We start from the raw sequence: 22,096 nt of genomic DNA on the forward strand, positions 1-22,096 counted from the left end.
AGCGTTTCAATGGATGAAACAATAATCAAACCACGTCCCGGCCGTTTAAGCCGAGATAAATCAAATGCTGATGCATCACAAGGTTCGAGTGACAAAACCGTTGTCTCTTTTAGTCACTCTTCACCTGAAAAGGCGAATGTTAGTTCTGTATCAATTTTTAAAAATGAATTACTCGATGCAGCTAATGACAGCTTTTCATTGATTATTTTTATTAATCAGTCATCACAAATTGACAGTTTAGCAGCTTTAAAGCATCGGGCTATTGAATCAATTAAGCGATTTGAAACCAATCTACGTGCAAAGTCTATTGAACTTACGGTCATTAATAATGCACGTTATTGCCTATGTGCTGTTATCGATGAAGCTGTATTAAATGCAAAATGGAGTTCGCTGGAATGGGCTGAAGAGAGCTTGCTATCTACTTTTCATAAAGAAACATTTGGTGGTGAGTACTTTTTTACTTTGCTTGATGATGCTTTAGTACACCCAGAAATGAACAGAAACTTCTTAGAGCTACAGTACCATTGCTTAAATTTAGGTTTTAAAGGTAAGTTTCGAGTTGAAGCCAGCGGGGAAAGTAAGCTAGAAGATTACCGTAATAGAATTTACCACATTCTTAATCAAATAGATGGACCACATAGCCAATTTTTAGCACCTAGCTGGATAAGCCGTGTTGCAGCAGGTATGGAGCTAAGAAATCAAATTCCACTTTGGGTTGTAATTTCGGTGCTTGCTTTAATTGCGCTTGTGGTTTATTTGTTTTTCAACATGCGCCTTAATGAGCAAGTTGACGCAACAGCTGAAAATTTGAAGTTAGTTCATCCTTTGTCATCTTCACAAGTTGAAGGCAATAAAAGTAAGCAATTGGACTTGTTAACCCAGTTATTACACACTGAAATACAACGCGGTATAGTCAGTGTTGAGCAACAAACAGATAGAATCAGAATAACAATAAATAATGAGAGTTTGTTTAACTCAGGCGAAGCGATACTTTTGCCGTCTTTCCAACCAATTTTAGAGAAGTTAGCGCTAAGCCTTGAAGGAACAAAAGGCAAAATCTTAATCACAGGTCACACCGACGATAGCCCAATAAGTACCAGTCAGTATCCTTCGAATTGGCATTTATCATTAGCTAGGGCTACACAAGTAGCAAACTCAATGGCTAAGAATACAGGCTTAATGGGAAGGTTATGGCCAGAAGGAAAAGGTTCAGCAGAGCCTTTAGTGAGCAATACGAATTCAGATAAGGCATTAAACCGCCGAATTGAAATCGACTTACTTTTTTAATGGAGTTGTGATGAGTTTTATTCAAAAGTGCAAGCGCGCTATGTACGCTGCTACTTCTCGTAAGGTAATGATTGTTGTTGGCTTTTTAGCTCTCTTCCTACTTATTTGGTTTGGTGGCCCATTGATTGCGATCGCCGATTATAAACCGTTTGAAAGTGTTGCAGCTCGTGCTATCACAATTTTAGCAATTTTATTGGTATATACCGTTGTTAAATTGATTGAGTTCAGAAATCAAAGCAAACGAAATACCAGCATGACAGAAGAACTGATTGAGGTTGATGCTAATTCTGCAGATGAAGTCCAAGAAGAAATTAAAACCTTAAAAACTCGTATGGTTGAGGCGATCGAGTTATTGAAGGATGCTAAGCTTTTTAATGGTCGTAATATCTATCAGCTACCATGGTATATCATGATTGGCCCTCCTGGTTCAGGTAAAACAAACTTCATTAATAACTCGGGTCTTGATTTTCCTTTAAAGGAAAAGCTAGGCACAGACCTAATTCACGGTGTTGGTGGTACGCGTAATTGTGATTGGTGGTTTACTAATAAAGCAGTGATTATCGATACCGCAGGTCGTTACACAACACAAAATAGCCATGCTTTACATGACTCAAAGGCATGGCAAGGTTTTTTAGGTCTACTTAGAAAATACAGACCCAAGCGGCCTGTAAATGGTGTGATCATCAGTATGGGGATATCCGAACTGATGAATCAAACTAAAACTGAGCGTAACTTACATGCCCGTGCGATAAAGCAACGATTACAGGAGCTTCAAGGGCAGCTTGGCATGACCTTTCCTGTGTATGTTATTTTTTCAAAAGTCGACTTGGTTGAAGGCTTTAGAGAGTTTTTTAGTGAGCTCAGTGATGAAGAAACGGAGCAAGTTTGGGGGGTAACTTTTGAACTAGATACTGACTCTGACAATCAAATTGAAGTGTTTAACAAAGAATTTCATGGATTAATTTCAAACCTTACTTCGTTATTAAATCGACGTTTGATTAACGAGCATGATTTAGTGAACCGCTCTAAAGTGTTTGAATTTCCGAAGCAACTTCGTGCTCTTCAAAGTGTTGGTTACTCTTTTTTGAAAGAAATATTTACACCAAATGCGTATGAAAGCCTGCCAATATTTCGAGGTGTCTATCTTACGAGTGCAACGCAAGAGGGAACACCTTCTAATTTGTTGAGTGATCAAAGCTCAGCAAAAAAAGATTATATTAACCAAACTAGAAGCTTTTTTATCAAGCGTTTATTAGAAAGTGTTATTTTTCCTGAACAGAATCTAGCAAGTACTAACAAACATCATGAAAAGCAAAGTAAGTGGTTACGCGTTTCATGCCTAGCCGTAACATGTATAACACTGATTACATTAAGTGTTTCTTGGTTTATTAGCTTCTCATGGAATAGTGATCTAATAGATGAAACGAATCAAGCTTTAGCTGAATATCAAGTATTAGATCAAAATACGGTCGATAAAAGTAATCTAATTATTTTGAATCAGCGTTTTAATGCGCTAAAGAACTTCCCTGTTAATAAAATTAATGCAGAAGACTTTGAAGCGTATGGTTTTAGTAAAGTTGAAGAGCTAACAGAAGCTTCGAAAAGCGCCTACTTACGTTCTTTAAAAACATACTTAGAACCATTTCTACTCAATGCGCTAACATCTGAGATGGAACAACAAGCAGACTATTTGAGTTATTTATATGAGACTTTGCGTAGCTATCTGATGTTATTTGAACCTGAGCATTATAACCAAGATGATTTACTTGCATGGTTTAGCGCCTACTACGAAAGAGCTCTTCCGGGTGATGTTAACGTAACCAATCGTGCTGATTTAATGGCTCATACACGAGCACTCCTCGATTATGGTATTTCTGGGCAAGAAATAGATCATCAAGCTGTTCGTCTTGCTAGAGCTGAACTAACAAAATTGCCAATCGCAGAAAGAGCTTACCAAAGATTACAAGCTGATTTTATGGAAAGTAGCATTCCACCAATAAAACTAACGGACATTATAAGCTACGAAAGCGCGAGAGAATTTAGTTTTCAAAATCCTGAAGCTACGATGAAAAGTATTCCGGGCCTTTATACTTATAATGGTTACCATGGCATCTTCAATGTCGAGAAAAGCAAGATGCTGGGTAATCTGATGGCAAGTAGTTGGGTTTACGGTGAAGAAGCTGCAAACACATACGATATTTCTAAAGCGGAGATCGAAAAGAAATTAGAGCAAAAGTATTTTCAAGATTATATTTATTACTGGCGTTCGTTTGTCGATGAGCTGACTTTAAAAGAGTTCAATTCACCAACAGAAGGTGTTCGCGTTACTAATGTTTTAGCGGGACCTGAAGCGCCAATAAAAAATATTATTACAACGGTTCAAAAAAATGTTCAATTGACTAAGTTGCCTATTTCTGAAAATCAAAAGGCTGCCGGTAAAGTGGCTGCAAATGCAGCTGAAGTCGCTATGCATACTAAGGCTAATAGACTTAAGCGCTACTTACCAAATGAAACTCCAAAGTTTGAGGTCAAGCTTCCTGGTCATCAAGTAGAAGAAGCATTTAGTGATATTTTAGAAATCGAACCACAGCAACTTGAAACAATACAAGCAAGTTTAAGAGAGCTAAATATTTACTTAAATCAACTTGATCGTGGTGGCTTACTTAAGTCTTCTGTGAAGAACCAATTAAGTGGCAAAAATAAACCAGAGTTTCTAAGCCAGCTTGAGTTTCAAAGTAAAGGGCTGCCTTATCCTGCCAGTCATTGGTTGTTGAACATAAGCCAAGATACGTCAAACATCACTAGAAAAAGTGCCAATCAACACCTTAACGAAATCTGGAGAAGCAGTGTTTTACGAGAGTACAACGCAGCAATTGTAGGGCGTTACCCGCTAGTACCTCACTCGGATAAAGAAATTAATCTTAAAGATTTTTCGGATTTCTTTGGGCCTGAAGGCACTATTGATAACTTCTTCACGACCTATATCGCACCAAGTGTCGATACGAGTAAGAGCCCATGGCGTTTTGAAAAAAATATAGGAGTAAGCGAGTCTGCACTTAGAATGTTTGAGCAAGCGGCCAGAATTCGCGAAGTATTCTTTGATGGGAATAGCAATACACCGCGAATAGAGTTTGGTTTAAAGCCAATTAAATTAGACCAAACGATTTCCAGTTTCATGATAGAAATAGATGGTCAGTCAATGATTTATAGGCATGGTCCGCCGAAAGTTAAGAGCATTGTTTGGCCAGGAGACGTTGCCCAAAGTAAAACCAGAATTGTGTTTACACCACCGTATGGGGGCAGAACAATCAATACTAGTTACAGTGGCGAATGGTCTTTTTATCGAATGTTAGATGATTTAAAGGCCCAGCGAGCCGAAACACAAAATGACTTAGAGCTACACTTTTCGCTGCAAGGTAATAATGCAATGGTTGAATTGTTGCCAAATTCAATTAGACATCCATTTTGGAACGCAAGTATAGAGAGTTTTTCATGTCCGACAAGGCTATAGGGATTGGCTATTTGGGCAAGGTTCCATTTTTGGGTGACTTTGTCCAAGAAGGAGTTTGTCAGCAGTTTTCAGAGCACTGGGAGCATTGGTTACAAGCTGCTATCGCAGTCAGCAAAGAGCAACTGGGTGCTCAATGGCAAGAGCGTTATTTAACAAGTCCAGTTTGGCATTTTGCATTGTCAGAAAATTTAATAACGAGTAGTGCTAAAAAAGGAACGCTTTTGCCAAGTGTTGATGCTGTAGGGCGCCATTATCCTTTTACGGTCCTCGTTGATAGCGATAGCACTCCCATTGCGACGTTAAATTCGAATCAACTGTCTCTTGATTATGAAGACGCTGTGTTATCTGTACTTGATGACAGTGTAGACTTAAGTTTATGGCAGAAGAAGGTGATGAGTACGCTTAAGGAGAGCCGTTCACCCGCTAAAATATTCAGTAAAAGCCTTTCTCCAGATGAAAATAAATCTGCTGTAGTTTTTGAGTTTCAAGGAGATGAGTTAGGTGGTGGAACTGTCGATGATGTATTGCATTCACTCTTACTCAATAAATATGGGGATTATAGTGTTTGGTGGACCCACGGTTCTATAGATATCAAGCCTGTTGTTTTTGTTACAGCAGGTTTACCACCAGTAAATCAAGTGGCTGCAATGCTAGATGGACGTTGGCAGCATTGGGAATGGAATTATACCCAGGTAAGTGAGTGTGAATAAAAATTTTATCAGTTATGCCGTGTCTCACCGTGGAGTTATTCGCGAGCTAAACGAAGATGCTTATGTTGAACTTAATAAATACAACCTTTGGATTGTAGCGGATGGCATGGGTGGGCATGAAGCCGGCGATTTTGCAAGTCAGCTAGTAGTTGACGTTATTAAGGCTGAAGTTGAAGAGTTACCCGTTTCATCAATTTCAACCGAGATGTTGATTAAAGCAATACAAAGTGCAAATACGAAACTGCTTGAATATAGCAGTGACTTTTTAAGTAATAAAACGGCCGGTACAACCGTTACTGTACTGTTTTTTAAAGACAATAAATATTCTGCTCTGTGGGTAGGTGATAGCAGAATATATAGATACAGGTCTAACTCTTTGTTGCAGTTATCACGGGACCATAGTCAGATTAATGATTTAATCGATGAAGGATTACTAACAGAGCAAGAGGCAATAAACCATCCTTTAGCTAACGTAATTACGCGTGCGGTGGGAGTGCAAAATGAGCTGTCTGTCGACTTTGTTGAAGGTGACTTATTAACTGATGATATTTTCTTACTTTGCTCGGATGGTTTAACAGGTGAGTTAAGTGATTCAGAAATTAGTATTGCTTTAGCGCCTAAAAATATCATTGATTCAGGAATGGCATTAATTCACTCCACTCTTGTGCGTGGTGCAAGAGATAATGTTACTTTTATTTTAGTGAAAAATGAAAAGCTGGATAATTCTAATGATAAAACATTGATTAATGATGACTTGACTGTGCCCTTATTATTAAATAGCTAATATATTATTTTAATAAGGTGGATAATTATTGTTTAATTATTTTATTTTTTGTAATTTAATTTTAATTAATGCTTTTGTGGCTTGAAATTATAAATAAGAGATGTATTATTTTACGTCTCTATTTTGGGTGTAAAAGGAATTTTTAAGGCGATGGAATGTTTGTTTTTGATGAATATTTAGCTCCGATTAGTGAAGATGCATTCGCAGGCATTGAGCCTAGATCAGATGTATCTCCTACCTCAACGTACTATTCCTTAAAAGATATGCGCAATCAGCTACGTGCTGCTGAAAGACTTGCGCTTGTTGATGATGAAGGGATCGCGTCTTTGGCACGTGATTGGCAACCATTATTAGAATTGTGTAGCACTGCATTAAAAACAGAAAGTAAAGATATTGAGTATTTGGCGTGGTTTACTGAGGCATTGTGTCGAATCCACGGCTTTAAAGGACTGGCTTTTGGTTTCAAAGTTGCAAAAGAGCTAGTTAGTAACCACTTTGATGCACTTTATCCAATGCTTGATGATGGTGATGAGATATCTGATAAGGTCTCTGCATTAGTTGGTTTAAATGGTGTCGCAAGTGAAGGGGCACTGATCATCCCTATTAAAAGTATCGCATTAACAGATAGCCAAAACTACGAAGCTTTTACTTACTGGGAATACCAGCAGGCCTATGACGTCTCACGACTCAGTGAAGAAAAAAGAGAAAAAAAAATAGCCCAGGGCGCAATTGACTTTGAATTAATAGTAAAAAGTGCACAAGAGACTCCCGCTGAACTTTTCCTAGCATTAAAAAATGATATCGAAGAGGCGCTTACTGAATTTAGTGCATTAAGCAGTGCGCTTGATACTGCTACAGAGCAATCACAGCCTACCTCTTATATTAAACAAGCACTTGAAGAGTGTTTGAATGCAGTTTTGCATTTAGGTGAAGACAAACTTAAATCCCTTGAAGCGAAGTCGATACAAGAACCTCAAGAAAATGAGCAAGTTGAAGGCGAAACACCTGTCGATGAGAATCCCTCTCGAAATGATACCCAAATCAATAGCCGAGAAAATGCGATAAACAAATTGCAAGAAATTGCGCAGTTTTTTAGAAAGACAGAGCCACATTCACCTATGTCTTACACCATTGAACAAGTTATTCGATGGAGCGAATTATCGCTACCAGAATTATTAAATGAATTAATAACCGATAGTGATGCTAGGACCGGATACTTTAAGCTGTCTGGCATCAAAGTTAGCGAAACAGAAACCGAGTAAAAGGAGTTTTGAATGAGTATCCATGACAAATTAAAACGTGTACGTAAACCAAGAGTACACATTACCTATGACGTTGAAACTGAAGGTGCAATTGTAAAAAAAGAGCTGCCTTTTGTGGTTGGGGTAATGGGGGATTTTTCAGGTCATAACCAAGAAGTATTAAAACCTTTAAAAGACCGACGTTTTATCCAAATTGATAGAGAAAACTTTAACGATGTTTTAAAGAAAATGAGCCCTTCCTTGAAGTTAGATGTCGATAATACTTTAACTGATGATGGCACTAAATTTAGCGTTGATCTCAACTTTAAAAGTATTGATGACTTTGAGCCAGCAGCTGTCGTAAATCAAGTTGAACCATTGCGTAACCTAATGGAGACACGTAATAAACTTCGTGACTTAATGACTAAGATTGACCGCTCAGAAGAGCTAGAGAATGTTTTAGAAGAAGTGTTAAGCAACACAGCGAGTCTTGACTCAATTGCTAAAGAGCTAAAGTTAGAGGAGTCTGAAAAATGAGTACCGAAACACTAGCCCAAGAATTAGACACAGCAACAGCGACTGAATCAGCATCGTTATTAACTCAAGCTATAGGCGCAACTAAGCAAACAGATGCAAGTCGAGCTGAAGAGCTGCTACGCACATTAACTGAAGAAGCTTTAAAAGGCACTGTTCAATGGAATAAAAACATGACAGTGACTTTCAATGAAGCGATTCAGATGATCGATCAAAAAATATCGAAACAACTCAGTGTTATTATGCACCATGAAGACTTTCAAAAATTAGAAGGTTCATGGCGTGGCCTAAATCATTTAGTGATGAATTCAGATACTGGCTCAACTCTAAAAATTCGCGTACTTAATATGAAGAAGAAAGAACTTCATAAAGATTTAAGTAAAGCGGTTGAGTTTGATCAAAGCCAAACATTCAAAAAAATCTACGAGTCAGAATTTGGTACACCGGGTGGTGAACCTTACGGCACTATTGTAGGTGATTTTGAATTTACTAATCACCCTGAAGACGTGGAAACTCTTGGCTTAATGTCAAACGTTGCTGCAGCGGGTTTCTGTCCGTTCATTTCAGCATCATCACCTTCACTCTTTGGTTTTGATAGTTGGGAAGAGCTTACTAAACCAAGAGATCTTGAAAAAGTTTTTGAATCTCTTGAATACACTAAATGGCGCTCATTTAGAGATAGCGATGATTCACGCTTTGTTTCACTCACAATGCCAAGATTTTTATCTCGTTTACCTTACGGTGCAGCATCTAAACCGGTTGAAGAATTCAACTATGAAGAGTTTGAAGTTGATGAACTTGCCGGTCGCTCTGTAAGTACCGATAACGCTGATTATTGTTGGAGTAATGCTGCCTACGCAATGGCAACGAATATGACAAAAGCATTCTCTCAATATGGTTTTTGTACAGCTATTCGCGGCGCTGAAGGCGGCGGTAAAGTAGAAGGTTTGCCGACGCATATATTCACTAGTGATGATGGTGATCCTGATCTTAAATGCCCAACAGAGATTGGTATTACTGATCGACGTGAAGCAGAATTAAGTAAACTTGGTTTCTTACCACTGTGCCATTATAAAAATACTGATTACGCTGTGTTCTTTGGTGGTCAAACTTGCCAGAAACCAGAAGTTTATTCAACGCCTGATGCGACTGCAAATGCTGCAATTTCTGCGCGTTTGCCATATATAATGGCTACATCACGTTTTGCGCATTATTTAAAAGTAATGGCGCGCGATAAAATTGGTAGCTACATGGAAGCTGAAGATGTTGAATCATGGTTAAATCGTTGGATACTATCATATGTCAATGCAACAGAGGGCGGTGGTCAAGATATTAGAGCCCGTTACCCTCTAGCCGATGCAAAAGTTTCTGTGAAAGAAATTTCTGGTCAACCAGGAGCCTACAATGCCGTTGCATGGTTAAGACCATGGTTACAAATGGAAGAGCTTACGTCATCGCTTAGATTGGTTGCCAAAATCCCTGAGATTGGCTAACCCTTTCTGCATTAAGGATGATGCAAAATGAACTGTGAAGAGTTTTCATTCATAGGAGAAGACGCTGTAATTTCAAATAATACAGCGTCTGATATCTTCGAAAATAGCGCTTTATTGGAACGATTTCTTAATGAGAAAGAAACATTTAAAGCGTTGTTATTATGGCTTGAAGGCTCTTCAGATTCCCCCTTACAGTGGGATAAAGAGTCAATTAGTTCATATTTGCAACTGACCATTGTCAAAATTGATTCGCTTATTTCTAAGCAATTAGATCAAATATTACATCACCCCAAGTTACAACAATTAGAAGCCAGCTGGCGCAATTTGTGGTGGTTAACTTTACAAACAGAACTTAATGATAAAGAAAAAAAAGTAAAGTTACGGCTGTTAGATTGTGACTGGAATACGTTATCGAGAGATGTTAATAAAGCAATCGACTTTGATCAAAGTAGCTTCTTCCAATTAATTTATCAAAATGAGTTCGATCGTCCAGGCGGTGAGCCTTTTGGTGTATTGATTGGTGATTACGAAATAACCAATGGCAATGCACCGGGTACAATTTACAACGATATAGACACCTTAAAAGAAATTTCGAAAGTAGCCGCAGCCTCTTTTTCGCCATTTATTACTGCTGTGTCTGCAAGCTTATTTGGTGCAAATAGTTTTACTGATTTAGGCTATCAATTTGATTTGTATACTCAGTTTGAACAGGTCGAATATACGAAGTGGCGTAGCTTTAGGAACATGGAAGATGCGCGTTTTGTTGGTCTTGTATTGCCGCATGTATTAGTTAGAGCACCCTATAAAAACGACGGCACACGTCACTTAGATTTTTTATATACAGAAAAAATAACCACGCCTGAAACAGAAATGTTATGGGGAAACGCCGCTTACCAATTTGTGTCGACATTAGTGCGAGCTTATGCAGAAAGTGGTTGGTTTGGTCAAATAAGAGGCATTGAGCCTGGCAAAATATCTAAAGGCATCGTTACCGGATTGACGAAAAATTACTTTTCAACCGATGTTTACAGAAAAGAAGCTAAGCCACCAATAGACTTGATTGTGACTAGTAAATTAGAAAAGCAGTTCTCTGAACTTGGGTTTATCCCAGCATCGTCAGTGACAAATACTGAGCATCTGGTTTTTTATAGTAATGCATCAGCTCAGCAAGCCAAACACTACGATAGTGAGGCTTCTACTGTAAACGCTCGCTTATCGTCTATGCTGCAATATATTTTATGTGTTTCACGCTTTGCTCATTATTTAAAGCTGTTAGCGCGTGATCGAGTTGGCTCTTATAGTACAGCCCAAGCCTGTGAACAAGGTTTGCAAGCATGGGTTAACAACTACACTACAGCATCGGATTCTGCCTCAGAGCAAATAAGAAGTAAGTATCCTTTGGCGAATGCAAAAGTAAAAGTGACTGAAAATAAATCGAGGCCAGGCCATTATTTTTCTGTTTTACAATTACAACCCCATTTTCAGCTTGATCAAATGATATCAAGTATCAAATTAGTGACTGAACTAAGTCCTCATCACCAAATAAAGGAATAGAAATGAAGAAGATCCATGAGTGTATTCGCAATGGAAAATTAGCTGATGCATTAGAGTATTGCGCACAGAAACTAAAAGATGATCCACTTAACTTTGATATTCGCAGTGCTTACACGGAACTATTGTGTGTGAACGGTGAGCTTGAAAAAGCTGATAAACAATTAGATTTTATGGTGACAAAGTCGCCTGAGCTAGCGGTGGGCGCTGTTAATTTAAGGCACCTAATTAGAGCTGAGCAAGCAAGACAGGATTTTTACGAAGGTAAAGCGGCCCCTAAGCTATTTCATGAAGCAGATGAGCTAGATGAAGTATTTCTTCAGATGCATATCGATTTACGCGAAGATGATTTTAAATCAGCGACTGAAAAGGCAGCTAAAGTTGAGTCTCTCAGGATAAGTACAGTAAATGAGCAACTTACTGCAATAAGAGATATTGATGATTCATTAAACCCATATTTGGAACTTTTGGGTACCAATGGCGAGTTTTATTTAGCTCGTTTCGATGAAATCGAAAAGTTTGAAGTTCAGCCAATAGAATCAATCGTTGAGCAAATTTGGCTACGCGTTGAAGTAACTATCAAAGATGGACCTGTCGGTACTGCTCATATCCCAGTTGTTTACCCACACTCAAAGAGCGAAATTGAAAAATTAGGTCAAGTGACTGAATGGCATGAAATAAGTGAAGAAATGTATTTAGGCCGCGGGATGAAAATGCTGTTCATAAATGATGAAGCGGTTTTATTGTCTGAACTTGGCTCTTTCATTAATTGAGCGTGAAATTTTCATGATTGCAAGCAAACAGCCGCTCAAAGCATCAATTTTAGACCGCTTGATAGATGACGAGCCTGAAGTACAGGATTCGCCACAGCGAACGGATGGTATCAGCTTATCACTTTTAAAAAGTTACGTTAGGCGAGATATCGAAGCACTGTTAAATGCTCGGATCCAGTGGCATACATGGCCAAGTCAATACAGTGAGCTTGCAACATCGTGTTTATCATATGGATTGCCAGACTTTTCAAGCATGGTTGTAAGTTCCCATGAGGGGCGAGCAGCGTTATGTGAAAAAGTTCGAGATGCAATTTTGCGATTTGAGCCTAGGTTTATTGAAGTTGAAGTGCTAGTTGATGAAGAGCTACCCCTTAACCGCATTTTAAACCTAAGAATTAATGCCTTGTTATATGCCGATCCTGAGCCTGAATACATCAGTTTTAACTCTGAAGTTGAGCCAGTTAGTTTAGGTATGAAAATCTATGAGTCTTCACTATGAATGATGAATTATTAAAGTATTACAATCGTGAATTAGCTTATGTGCGCCACCTTGGGAAAGACTTTGCAGAAAAATACCCAAAAGTGGCAGGCAGGTTAAAACTTACAGACGAAGTGATAGAAGATCCTCATGTTTCAAGGTTAGTCGAATCATTTGCATTTTTAACTGCCAACATTAGGCAAAAACTTGATGATAGCTTTCCTGAGTTAACGGATGCGCTATTAGGTCAGCTTTATCCTGACTACCAAGCACCGATCCCTTCATTATCAATTGTAAAGTTAGAGTCAGAAAACCTATCAACGACTGGGGTCATCATTCCGCGTGGGAGTGAGCTTGAAACTAATGTAGAAGGAATGAAACAGTGTAAATTTCAAAGCTGTTTTGATACCAATTTGTGGCCTGTAGAGATAACCGCTGCCCAGTTTGATAACAGTCCTTTTATTGCGCCTAAACCAAAGTTTAATGAACCAGCTAAAGCGATTTTTAAGTTACAACTGACAGGTGAGTATGATGGCGTTTCATTGCATGAAACAGAGCTAAATGATCTAAAAATTTATATTCATGGACAATGGCATTATGCACTCAAAGTTTACGAGCTATTGTTTAAACATTGTATCGGAATAGCAGTAGACAATGGCGATGAGGGAGTGCATTACCTCTCGAAAACTCATTTAAAATCAGTTGGTTTTGAGGAGCATGAGGCTGTAGTACCTTATTCAATGCGTTCATCATCAGCATATAGGCTATTAGTCGAGAACTTTATTTTTCCTGAAAAATTTAAGTTTTTTGAGTTACAAAATATTCGTTCTGTTCTACCACGCAATGCAAGCACTACAACGCTTTATTTTTATTTAGATGTTGAGTCGAGCGAGTTGGAGAAGCAAGTAGATAAAGACATGTTCTTGCTGGGCTGCACGCCAATCATAAATTTATATGAACAAGAACTTGAACCGATCCGCCCAGAGCTAAGCGAATATGAGTATAAGCTTGCACCACGTTATATCGACTCTGAAATATCAGAAGTTATTAGTCTTGAAGAAGTAGTTGCATTTGACCACAAGGGGAATAAACAGCTGGTGACGCCTTTTTATGCGCAAACACACCCTAAATATCAAGAGCATAAAGATCTCTATTGGCATACTCGACGAGAAACAGCCCTTTGGGCCGGTGGTTATGCAGAAGCGGGCACCGAAACTTATTTGTCATTAGTAAATGGTGGCTTTGAAAATAGTGCGCAAGCACTCAGTGAGGGAAATACGGTCGTAACAGCAAGGGCGCAGTGTAGTAACCGCAATCTACCAGCTAGTTTACCATTTGGTGATGATGAGCTTGGTTTTACATTACCAAAGCGTGGCGATGTCATCAAAAAAATCAGGTGCCTAGTTGCACCTACTCATGCGGTAAGACCTGTGTTGGGTAGCAATACTCGTTGGCAACTGATTAATCATCTGACTCTTGATTCATTCAGTGGTGAGCACAGCGTAGAGAAATTGAAAGAAACATTGAGACTATATGATTTTAAAGCAACACCCCAATCAAAAGGGATGATTGATAATATCTATAGCGTCAAAATTGAACCCGCAACTGCACGAGTTGTGCAAAATGGGCGGGTTGCATTTGCAACAGGTACCGATATTGAAATTACGTTTGCAAATGATGATTACGCTGGCAGTGGGGTGTTCTTTTTTGCTTCAGTTCTTGATTGTTTCTTCTCGCAATTTGCATCAATTAATAGCTTTACACGCTTAAGTCTAAAGTTAAAAGAACAAGACCGAGTTTATCATCAGTGGCCAGCTAGAGTCGGTTCAGAGGTGCTACTATGATTGCTCAATTGCTCGAGAACGCGACAGAAATAGATTTTTACAAAGCCGTGTTTGTGATCGAGTCGCAGTTATCGAGTACGGCTCAGCACTACCGGAAAGTTGGCTATGATTGTCAGCCAAAACTAGAGCTGATTAAGTTTAGTTCAACACAAAAGTTTGGCTTTGCGGGTAATGCGATAACTAAATTAAAACCTGCTAAAAGCGTTGCAGGGATCACTCAGTTTGATATGGAAATATCATTTATGGGGATGACCGGTTGCTCAGGCGCATTGCCACACTTTTATAGTGAATTGGTGATGCAAAGATTGCGCTACAAAGACAGCACAATGAGAGATTTTTACGATATGTTTAATCATCGTTTGATTTCGTTGTACTACCGAGCTTGGAAAAAGTATAAACCCGCGCTTAATTTTGCTAACAGCAATCAAGATAATCACACGAAAATTTTGGCACTTTTGAGTGGGGGCAATGCCCCTCATCAGCTTTATTTCAGTGGTCTTTTCAGTCGAAAAATGCGAAATATTGCTGATCTGCGAAATATTTTAACTTTCTATTTAGGTTGTGACGTCAGCATAAATCAGTTTGTGGGTCAGTGGCAGCCACTAAAAAAATCAGAGCAAACCCGCATTAACAGCGGGGGCTTTGCAGGACAACATGCAAGGCTTGGTATTGACGCAATAGCAGGTAAGCAAGTTTGGGACATCTCAACAAAGATAGAAGTTACTATTGAGCCCAAAAATGAGCACCAAACAGCCCGTCTTCTACCACAGCAAGAGCTTTGGAATTTAGCCCATCAAATAGTGAATGATTTTGTTGGTAATCAAATTCAGCATGCACTAATAGTAAAAGCAAACTTCTACAAACTTGGTGCAAAGCAACTATTAAAAGAGCGACTTCAATTAGGCTGTAATAGTTTTCTGTTTTCAGAAAAAGCAACTATAGACGGCAAAGTCTCTGAGCTTTCGTTCAAAGGATAAATAAATACAAGGAAATATTATGTCTACAATGACGCTAAATACACTCGTTGAAAAATTAAGCCCTGAGTGCAAAAAGAGTCTTGAACAAGCTGTTGCAATTTGTAATAGCAGAAGTCACTTCACTGTTGAATTAGAGCACTGGTTATTAGCAATGCTTGAACAACAACTTGATGACTTTAGAATTATTTTGAGCGCTTACGATATTGACAGCGACTCGTTAAAAAATGATTTGAATAAGTCTTTAGAAATGCACAAAACGGGTTGTAACTCATCACCGAGCTTATCGATGCATGTTACCAGTTTGCTTAAGCAAACGTGGCTTAGTACGAGCATTGATTTTACAGATACACAAATCCGTAGTGCTTACTTAATTTACACGCTGGTAAAAGATGACACTTTAGCAAGTTTAGTGAGTCGTTGTAGTAAAGAGTTCAATAAGATAGAAGCAGGGCAATTATTGCATGCTTGGCCTGAAATGGTCTCTAAGTCTCAAGAGCAAAGTCCTGTGGCAAATAGTCAGACTGAAACATCGGTATCTACAAGTTCTAAAACGCCGAGTTTAGATCAATTTACAGTTGATCTAACAGCTCAAGCAAAAGCAGGAAAAATAGATCCAATTTTGGGGCGTGATTTTGAAATTAGACAAATGGTCGATATTCTTACTCGACGTAGACAAAATAACCCCATTCTAACTGGTGAAGCTGGAGTTGGTAAAACGGCCGTTGTTGAAGGGTTAGCGCTTAGGATTGCACAAGGCAGTGTTCCAGATGTTCTAAAAAATGTAAAAATTCACACTCTAGACCTTGCTTTGTTACAAGCAGGTGCTGGTATGAAAGGTGAGTTCGAAAATAGACTTAAGTCTTTAATATCGGAAATTAAAAATACCCCAAATCCTGTTATTTTATTTATCGATGAAGCGCACACTATGATCGGTAGTGGTGGTCAAGCTGGTCAAAATGATGCAGCAAATCTATTAAAACCGGCACTAGCGCGCGGTGAACTCAGAACAATTGCAGCCACAACATGGGCTGAATATAAAAAATTCTTTGAAAAAGACGCAGCACTGGCGCGTCGATTCCAAGTCGTTAAAGTGGAAGAGCCTACACCAGAAAAAGCGATTGCGATGTTACGTGGTTTAGTACCCGTTATGGAAAGGCATCATAATGTGTTCATTTCAGAACAAGCACTAGAAAGTGCAGTGCATTTATCACACCGCTACATTACCGGCAGACAACTTCCTGATAAAGCGGTTGGTTTACTTGATACAGCCTGCGCTCGGGTTGCAATGAGCCAAGCATCAACACCTAATTCAATTGAAACGCTTGAAAATGAACGCTCAGAAATAGAGTCGCAAATCAATATGTTAACCCGTGAGCAACGCACAGGATTAAATCACAGTGAGGTGCTTGAGAGTTTAACAAATAAGTGCCAGCAAATTACTGAGCAGCTTGCACCATTAAAGTCGCAGTTCGAAAATGAAATGTTGCTTATTAAAGATGTAAAAGAAGTCATTAGTGGCCTGAATGATGAAATAGAACAGCCAAGTGAAGAAATTGAAAAGCTACAACAATGCAAAGAAAACTTAGCTAAATATGATTCAAACATGGTGCATTGGCAGGTTGATGATGAGTTAATTGCTCAAGTTATTTCTGACTGGACGGGCATTCCAGTTGGCAAGATGCATGAAGATGATGTGAAGAGTGTTCTTAATTTAGCCAGCACAATGAAAGAGCGTGTTGTGGGTCAAGATCATGCGTTGGAGCTAATTGCAAAAGTTGTACAGACATCTAAAGCGCACTTAGCAGACGAAAGCCGCCCGAATGGAATTTTTATGCTAGCGGGTCCAAGTGGTGTGGGTAAAACTGAAACGGCACTTGCGTTAGCGAATGAAGTGTATGGTAGTGAAGAAAACATCACTGTCATCAATATGTCAGAATACAAAGAAGAGCATAAAGTTTCGTTACTCCTTGGCTCACCTCCAGGTTATGTAGGTTATGGTGAAGGTGGCGTATTAACAGAAGCGATCAGACGTAAGCCATACAGTGTTATTTTATTAGATGAAATTGAAAAAGCGCACCCTGGTGTACATGACATTTTTTATCAAGTGTTTGACAAAGGCACCATTAAAGATGGTGAAGGTAGAGATATCGACTTTAAAAACACAATTATTATCATGACCTCAAATGTGGGTACTGATACAACAATGAGTCTTTTTGAAGATGAAGAAACTGCGCCAAGCGTTCAGGGTCTGCAAAAGGCTATTCAAACTGATTTACTTGAAGTATTTAAAGCTGCATTTCTTGGTCGTATCAACGTCATACCCTATTTGCCACTTAATAAAGAAACTCTTGCAGAAATTACAAAACTGCAATTATGTAAAATAAAAAATAGAGTTAACAAAAATTACAAATCTGATTTTTTATATTCAGATCTTGTTGTAGATTATATAGTTAACAATTGTAATGACTCTGGTTCAGGTGCAAGAAATATTCATGCGTTATTGCAAAATAATGTCTTGCCTTTATTATCTGAATCTTTACTTGATAGTCTTGTTAGTGGTAACAAAATCAATGATATATCATTAGATATAAATGATGGTTCTTTTGTTGTTAATATAAATTGATATATTTAAATTAGTTTCTTGTTTCTTTTTTGGAGTCGGATTATAATTTGTCCGTCTTCATTAATTGATGGAACATTGAGACATTGTCTTCGTCTAGGGAAAGGATATTGAAGACCTTTTCGTTGCGCAGTTAGAGATAATGATTTCAAAGGAATTTTGGGAAACCAAAAGTAAATGATCCAATGTAATGGATGTTATTTATAAATTAAAAGGAGCATTATCAAATGCAATCAAATACATATTTAAAATACGGTTCAATTAAAGGCGAAACTACTGCTGAGTCTTTTAAAGATTTAATCACAGTTTTATCATTAGATTGGAACGTAAGCCGTGAAATTTCAGCACACACTGGTACAGCAATGGACCGTGAATCTAGCTCAACTCGCTTAGGTGATGTAACTATCACTAAACTTCAAGATAAAGCGTCTCCAGACCTTTTCAAAGAAGCGACAATTGGTAAAGGCCTTCCGGCTGTTTTCCACATCACTAAGCAAGGTGATAAAGTTGAAGAAATCATGAAAATCGAACTTACAGATGCAATGATCTCTAGCTACTCTGTATCAGTTCAAAACGACCGTCCAGTTGAAACAATCACTATCAGCTACACAGAAATGATGATGACTGTTACTCCTACAGACGACAAAAATAACATCACTGCACCACTTGTTTATGGTTACAGCGGTGTTAAAGGTCAGCAAATGTAATTTTTTGCAGTACCTAATAGCTCTGAGTTTTACTCAGAGCTTTTTTGATCTTTAGGAAATAGGAAGCATGGAATGCAAAAAGCGACACAAGATAATAATGTAATTCAGATTAACACCCCAGCAGGTAAAGATGCACTTTACTTAACTCGGCTGGTGGTGCAAGAGTCTATGTCTGATTTGTTTGTGATGTCAGTGAATATGTTCACTATTGGTACACAAATAGCGCATGAAGATCTGGTGGGAAAACCTGTTTCTATTAAAGTAAAGAATGCCGATAGCGCAGGTGAGCGTTATTTTCATGGCATAGTTAGCCAATTAGTATCTAATGGTAGCCGCACCGCTGATATTGATGAGCAAAAAAATTATATAGATTACCACGCTACAATTGTGCCTTTCGCAGCATCAATGCGAAACCGAAAAAACAGTCGGATCTTTCAAAAGAAAACTATAAAAGACATTTTTGCCGATTTGTTTGGTCAACACAGTGTCGCTTTTAAAGATAATACAACTAAAACGTATCCTAAGTACGAGTATTGTGTTCAATACCAAGAGTCAGATTTTGACTTTATTCAACGCTTGCTTCAGCAAGAAGGTATTTTTTATTTTTTCGAGCATAGTAACAGTGCACATACGTTAGTACTTGCTGATGATATAACAGCTTACGAAGAATGCGCTGAAGCAAAAGTAGAGTTTACCTCTGGTCACCTCAGTGAGTCACACATAAATAAATGGCAAGGTGGTTTAAGTATTGCGCCTGGCAGCTACAAGCGTATTGGCTATGATTTTAAACAACCACCCAGATACCCTGATGGCGATCACAAAAAAGCTGATTTACCAACCCAGTCAGTCGCTGAAATTTTTGAATATACCGCAGAAGCCGAAACCCATCCAAGAGCTGCAGGTTTGGCAGCCGTTCAACTTGAATCATTACAGCGTAATATGAAGTTAAGTAGCGGTAGAAGTGATTGCCGTTCATTCTCGGTAGGTAAATTATTTAGCTTTAAAAAACATGAAGACCCGCGCCTAGAAGGTAAAACGTTTGCTATCACCTCGTTACTAACGTCTATAACGGTGCCAAATCAGTCAGGTACTCAGCAATCTGGCGCACAAGAGGTATTTACCAACCACTTTGAATGTGTGCCAAAAGATGTGCCATATCGTGCAGCTCACAGCATGCGCAAACCTGTTATTCATGGTGTGCAAACAGCCATAGTTACGGGCGACAGCGCAGATGAAATTATGGTTGATCAATACGGACGTGTGAAAGTGCAGTTCGATTGGGACCGAGAAGGTAAAAAAGACTCGCAAAGTTCATGTTGGATCAGGGTTGCGCAAAACTGGGCCGGTAAAAAATGGGGGGCATTTTTCTTTCCTCGTGTCGGGCAAGAGGTATTAGTCGACTTTATTAATGGGGATCCTGATCAGCCAATCATTAGCGGTGCAGTATACAACGCTGACTTAATGCCTCCTTATGCATTACCTGCAGATAAAACACAAAGCGGTATTAAAACACGCTCAACAAAAGAGGGCGGTGCCGATAATTTTAATGAACTGCGTTTTGAAGATAAAAAAGGCAGTGAGCTTGTATACATGCAAGCTGAAAAAGATAAGCAGCTGTATGTAAAAAATGATCAAAAAGAAAAAATTGATAATGATCGATTCCTTGAAGTGGGCAACAATGATGATGCTAAAGTAAAAGTGAATCGCACCGTCGATATCGGTGAAAATGACACATTGAAAGTGGGTAAATCACTCAATATCGAAGCAGGAAAAGAAATCGTTATTAAGACCGGATCGGCAAAAATTACTATGAGCAGTAGCGGGAATATTTCTATTGAAGGCACAAATATTAATATTAAAGGCAGTAATGTAAAGGTTGATGGGAGTGCAATTACCCTTTCTGCTGGCATGATCAAGTTGAACTAGCATGGAATTACTTAATACGTTTCAAGCAGGTGTCGTGCATGGCGCAGCAAGTAATGGCTTTACCGTTTATTGCCGTTATGGGCTTCCTCATTTGGTGTGTCTTTGTGTAAATCGCCCAGATGATCCGTTTTTAAACTTGCCAATAGATTATTTTAAGGGCCTAGATGGTTATTTTGCCGAGCAATTTTTTATAAACCTTCACCCTGTACTCAATAGTAGCAATGTGTTGTCGCATATTTACCAATACGCAACACAAACAAGCTCAATAATAAACGATCTCTCGTATGCAGAAATAGCGCAAGAGTTGGCAAAACTCGTGAGCACAAATAAGTTACAAGTTATTCCTTTAAACGAATAGCTAATAACAAGGAAAGGAATATGGGAAAACCCGCTTCAACGTTAGGGCACATGCATGTTTGCCCAAAAGTAACAGGTACAGTACCTCATGTTGGAGGGCCAATTGTAGTGGGTTCGGCCAATGTGTTGATTGGTAATATGCCTGCCGCAAGAAAAGGCGACATGCTTGTATGTGTTGGCCCACCAGATAGCATTAATAGCGGTTCTGGCACAGTTAAAATAAATGGGAAACCTGCGGCTAGAATGGGAGACAGTACTTCTCATGGCGGTAAAATTGTTTTAGGTAACCCAACAGTTTTAATTGGTGGCTAAGGTGTTATCACTCATTCTAAATGAGCATAAAGCAGCTCTATCAAATTTAAATATGATGCAGCAAAGTGCTTTTTATAGCATTGGGTTTATTGCTCAAGTTCGTCAGCAGTTAATTTTAAAAGTACAAGCATCTCAGAGCGCTAGCAATGTACAGTTTGAAATGGTGCAGTGCATTATTGAAGAGCTCGAGACGTTAAAACAGCAAGAAACGTCATTAGATGACGTTGCAGAAGCATGCTTGGTTGCGCAGCAATTAATGTCTAACTCTCAAAAGCAGAGGTTTTTGGGGTTATTAAACCGACATGAGTTTACGCTTTTAAAACATAAGCTTTTGCAGAAAAGCTTAACAATAAGTGGGCCAGCCAATAGCGATCTTTTGAATTGGGCAAATGTGTACGGTAAATCAGAGACACAGGCGATTATTTATAAAGCGATAAAACGTGCTGTAAAACAGCTGCCAGATATGCCTGAAATGCAAGAAACAGTAAACGTATTTGAAAAGGCTGCGATGATTAATTCACCGTTAATGTCTGTGTACCTATTATTGTTAGACCCACAAAGGATGAATTTTGTTTGCAACTATGTGAGCCAGCAGTTTACTCGAGAGCAAGCTATTGCGGTGCTATTGCAAACTGGGGCAACAAAATATGTCCCTATGGCTGTTGCGCTGTTGACCGAAGTGAGGTCGGCCAAGAATCTTGTTGCTGGTATTAAACGCTGCTTAGGTAGTCAGCTCGATGAATTAGTTGCATTTGATACTCAAATTCAGGCTGGCGATTGTAAGCAAGCCGCTGTTGATTTTCAGCGCCAATTTGCATTGAGTTGGCCAGAGCAAAAGATCAAATTTAATGATCAAACCCTGGTTTATGGCTTTGCGATGAATAGACCTGTTAGTGTTGCAAGCCTGCAAGGTGTTGATTTTTTTAGTTGGCAGGTGATTACAATTTTAAATGCGCTTAAATATGACTGTCGAAATAGTCAAGCGAGTTAG

At 38.8% G+C, this 22,096-nt stretch carries 18 protein-coding genes; all 18 read left to right on the plus strand.

The window, feature by feature from the left end; genetic code table 11:
- The first annotated feature begins 9 nt into the window (after positions 1–9).
- On the plus strand, positions 10–1,287 hold the full coding sequence (gene tssL / locus IRQ78_RS02740) for a type VI secretion system protein TssL, long form (protein ID WP_194441282.1): 1,278 nt from the start codon (positions 10–12) through the stop codon (positions 1,285–1,287).
- A 10-nt stretch (positions 1,288–1,297) separates the two neighbouring features.
- Positions 1,298–4,798 (plus strand): type VI secretion system membrane subunit TssM, encoded by a 3,501-nt coding sequence (gene tssM, locus IRQ78_RS02745; RefSeq protein ID WP_138618874.1) that lies wholly within the window; start codon positions 1,298–1,300, stop codon positions 4,796–4,798.
- On the plus strand, positions 4,780–5,508 hold the full coding sequence (gene tagF, locus IRQ78_RS02750; protein ID WP_138618876.1) for a type VI secretion system-associated protein TagF: 729 nt from the start codon (positions 4,780–4,782) through the stop codon (positions 5,506–5,508). The genes tssM and tagF overlap by 19 nt, the downstream gene beginning before the upstream one ends.
- Positions 5,501–6,292: a PP2C family protein-serine/threonine phosphatase gene (locus IRQ78_RS02755; protein WP_138618878.1), complete on the plus strand. Its 792-nt coding sequence runs from the start codon at positions 5,501–5,503 to the stop codon at positions 6,290–6,292. The genes tagF and IRQ78_RS02755 overlap by 8 nt, the downstream gene beginning before the upstream one ends.
- 155 nt (positions 6,293–6,447) lie before the next feature.
- Positions 6,448–7,554: a type VI secretion system protein TssA gene (tssA, locus tag IRQ78_RS02760; protein WP_194441283.1), complete on the plus strand. Its 1,107-nt coding sequence runs from the start codon at positions 6,448–6,450 to the stop codon at positions 7,552–7,554.
- A 12-nt stretch (positions 7,555–7,566) separates the two neighbouring features.
- A complete protein-coding gene (gene tssB / locus IRQ78_RS02765; RefSeq protein WP_119853120.1) occupies positions 7,567–8,070 on the plus strand; it encodes a type VI secretion system contractile sheath small subunit in 504 nt (167 codons plus the stop codon).
- Positions 8,067–9,560: a type VI secretion system contractile sheath large subunit gene (gene tssC, locus IRQ78_RS02770; protein ID WP_138618882.1), complete on the plus strand. Its 1,494-nt coding sequence runs from the start codon at positions 8,067–8,069 to the stop codon at positions 9,558–9,560. The genes tssB and tssC (IRQ78_RS02770) overlap by 4 nt, the downstream gene beginning before the upstream one ends.
- Positions 9,561–9,587: 27 nt before the next feature.
- A complete protein-coding gene (gene tssC, locus IRQ78_RS02775) occupies positions 9,588–11,114 on the plus strand; it encodes a type VI secretion system contractile sheath large subunit (RefSeq protein WP_138618884.1) in 1,527 nt (508 codons plus the stop codon).
- A 2-nt stretch (positions 11,115–11,116) separates the two neighbouring features.
- Complete coding sequence (locus IRQ78_RS02780; RefSeq protein ID WP_138618886.1) at positions 11,117–11,884, plus strand: type VI secretion system accessory protein TagJ; 768 nt, start codon at positions 11,117–11,119, stop codon at positions 11,882–11,884.
- A gap of 13 nt (positions 11,885–11,897) precedes the next feature.
- Positions 11,898–12,383, plus strand: a complete 486-nt coding sequence (gene tssE, locus IRQ78_RS02785; RefSeq protein ID WP_166338540.1) for a type VI secretion system baseplate subunit TssE — start codon at positions 11,898–11,900, stop codon at positions 12,381–12,383.
- Positions 12,380–14,206, plus strand: coding sequence for a type VI secretion system baseplate subunit TssF (tssF, locus tag IRQ78_RS02790; RefSeq protein WP_187489395.1), 1,827 nt, complete (start codon positions 12,380–12,382; stop codon positions 14,204–14,206). The genes tssE and tssF overlap by 4 nt, the downstream gene beginning before the upstream one ends.
- Complete coding sequence (gene tssG / locus IRQ78_RS02795) at positions 14,203–15,183, plus strand: type VI secretion system baseplate subunit TssG (RefSeq protein ID WP_194441284.1); 981 nt, start codon at positions 14,203–14,205, stop codon at positions 15,181–15,183. Before tssF ends, tssG begins: the two co-directional genes overlap by 4 nt.
- A gap of 19 nt (positions 15,184–15,202) precedes the next feature.
- Positions 15,203–17,806 carry a type VI secretion system ATPase TssH gene (tssH, locus tag IRQ78_RS02800; RefSeq protein WP_194441285.1) on the plus strand — a complete coding sequence of 868 codons (2,604 nt, stop codon included), beginning with the start codon at positions 15,203–15,205 and terminating at the stop codon, positions 17,804–17,806.
- A gap of 224 nt (positions 17,807–18,030) precedes the next feature.
- Positions 18,031–18,510 carry an Hcp family type VI secretion system effector gene (locus tag IRQ78_RS02805; protein WP_105181734.1) on the plus strand — a complete coding sequence of 160 codons (480 nt, stop codon included), beginning with the start codon at positions 18,031–18,033 and terminating at the stop codon, positions 18,508–18,510.
- A 72-nt stretch (positions 18,511–18,582) separates the two neighbouring features.
- Positions 18,583–20,436 (plus strand): type VI secretion system Vgr family protein, encoded by a 1,854-nt coding sequence (locus tag IRQ78_RS02810; RefSeq protein ID WP_194441286.1) that lies wholly within the window; start codon positions 18,583–18,585, stop codon positions 20,434–20,436.
- Position 20,437: 1 nt separating this feature from the next.
- Positions 20,438–20,794 (plus strand): hypothetical protein, encoded by a 357-nt coding sequence (locus IRQ78_RS02815; RefSeq protein WP_194441287.1) that lies wholly within the window; start codon positions 20,438–20,440, stop codon positions 20,792–20,794.
- A 20-nt stretch (positions 20,795–20,814) separates the two neighbouring features.
- On the plus strand, positions 20,815–21,105 hold the full coding sequence (locus tag IRQ78_RS02820; RefSeq protein ID WP_135926857.1) for a PAAR domain-containing protein: 291 nt from the start codon (positions 20,815–20,817) through the stop codon (positions 21,103–21,105).
- A 1-nt stretch (position 21,106) separates the two neighbouring features.
- A complete protein-coding gene (locus tag IRQ78_RS02825) occupies positions 21,107–22,096 on the plus strand; it encodes a hypothetical protein (RefSeq protein WP_194441288.1) in 990 nt (329 codons plus the stop codon).

Source organism: Pseudoalteromonas simplex (assembly GCF_015278155.1).
Classification (GTDB): Bacteria; Pseudomonadota; Gammaproteobacteria; order Enterobacterales; family Alteromonadaceae; genus Pseudoalteromonas; species Pseudoalteromonas simplex.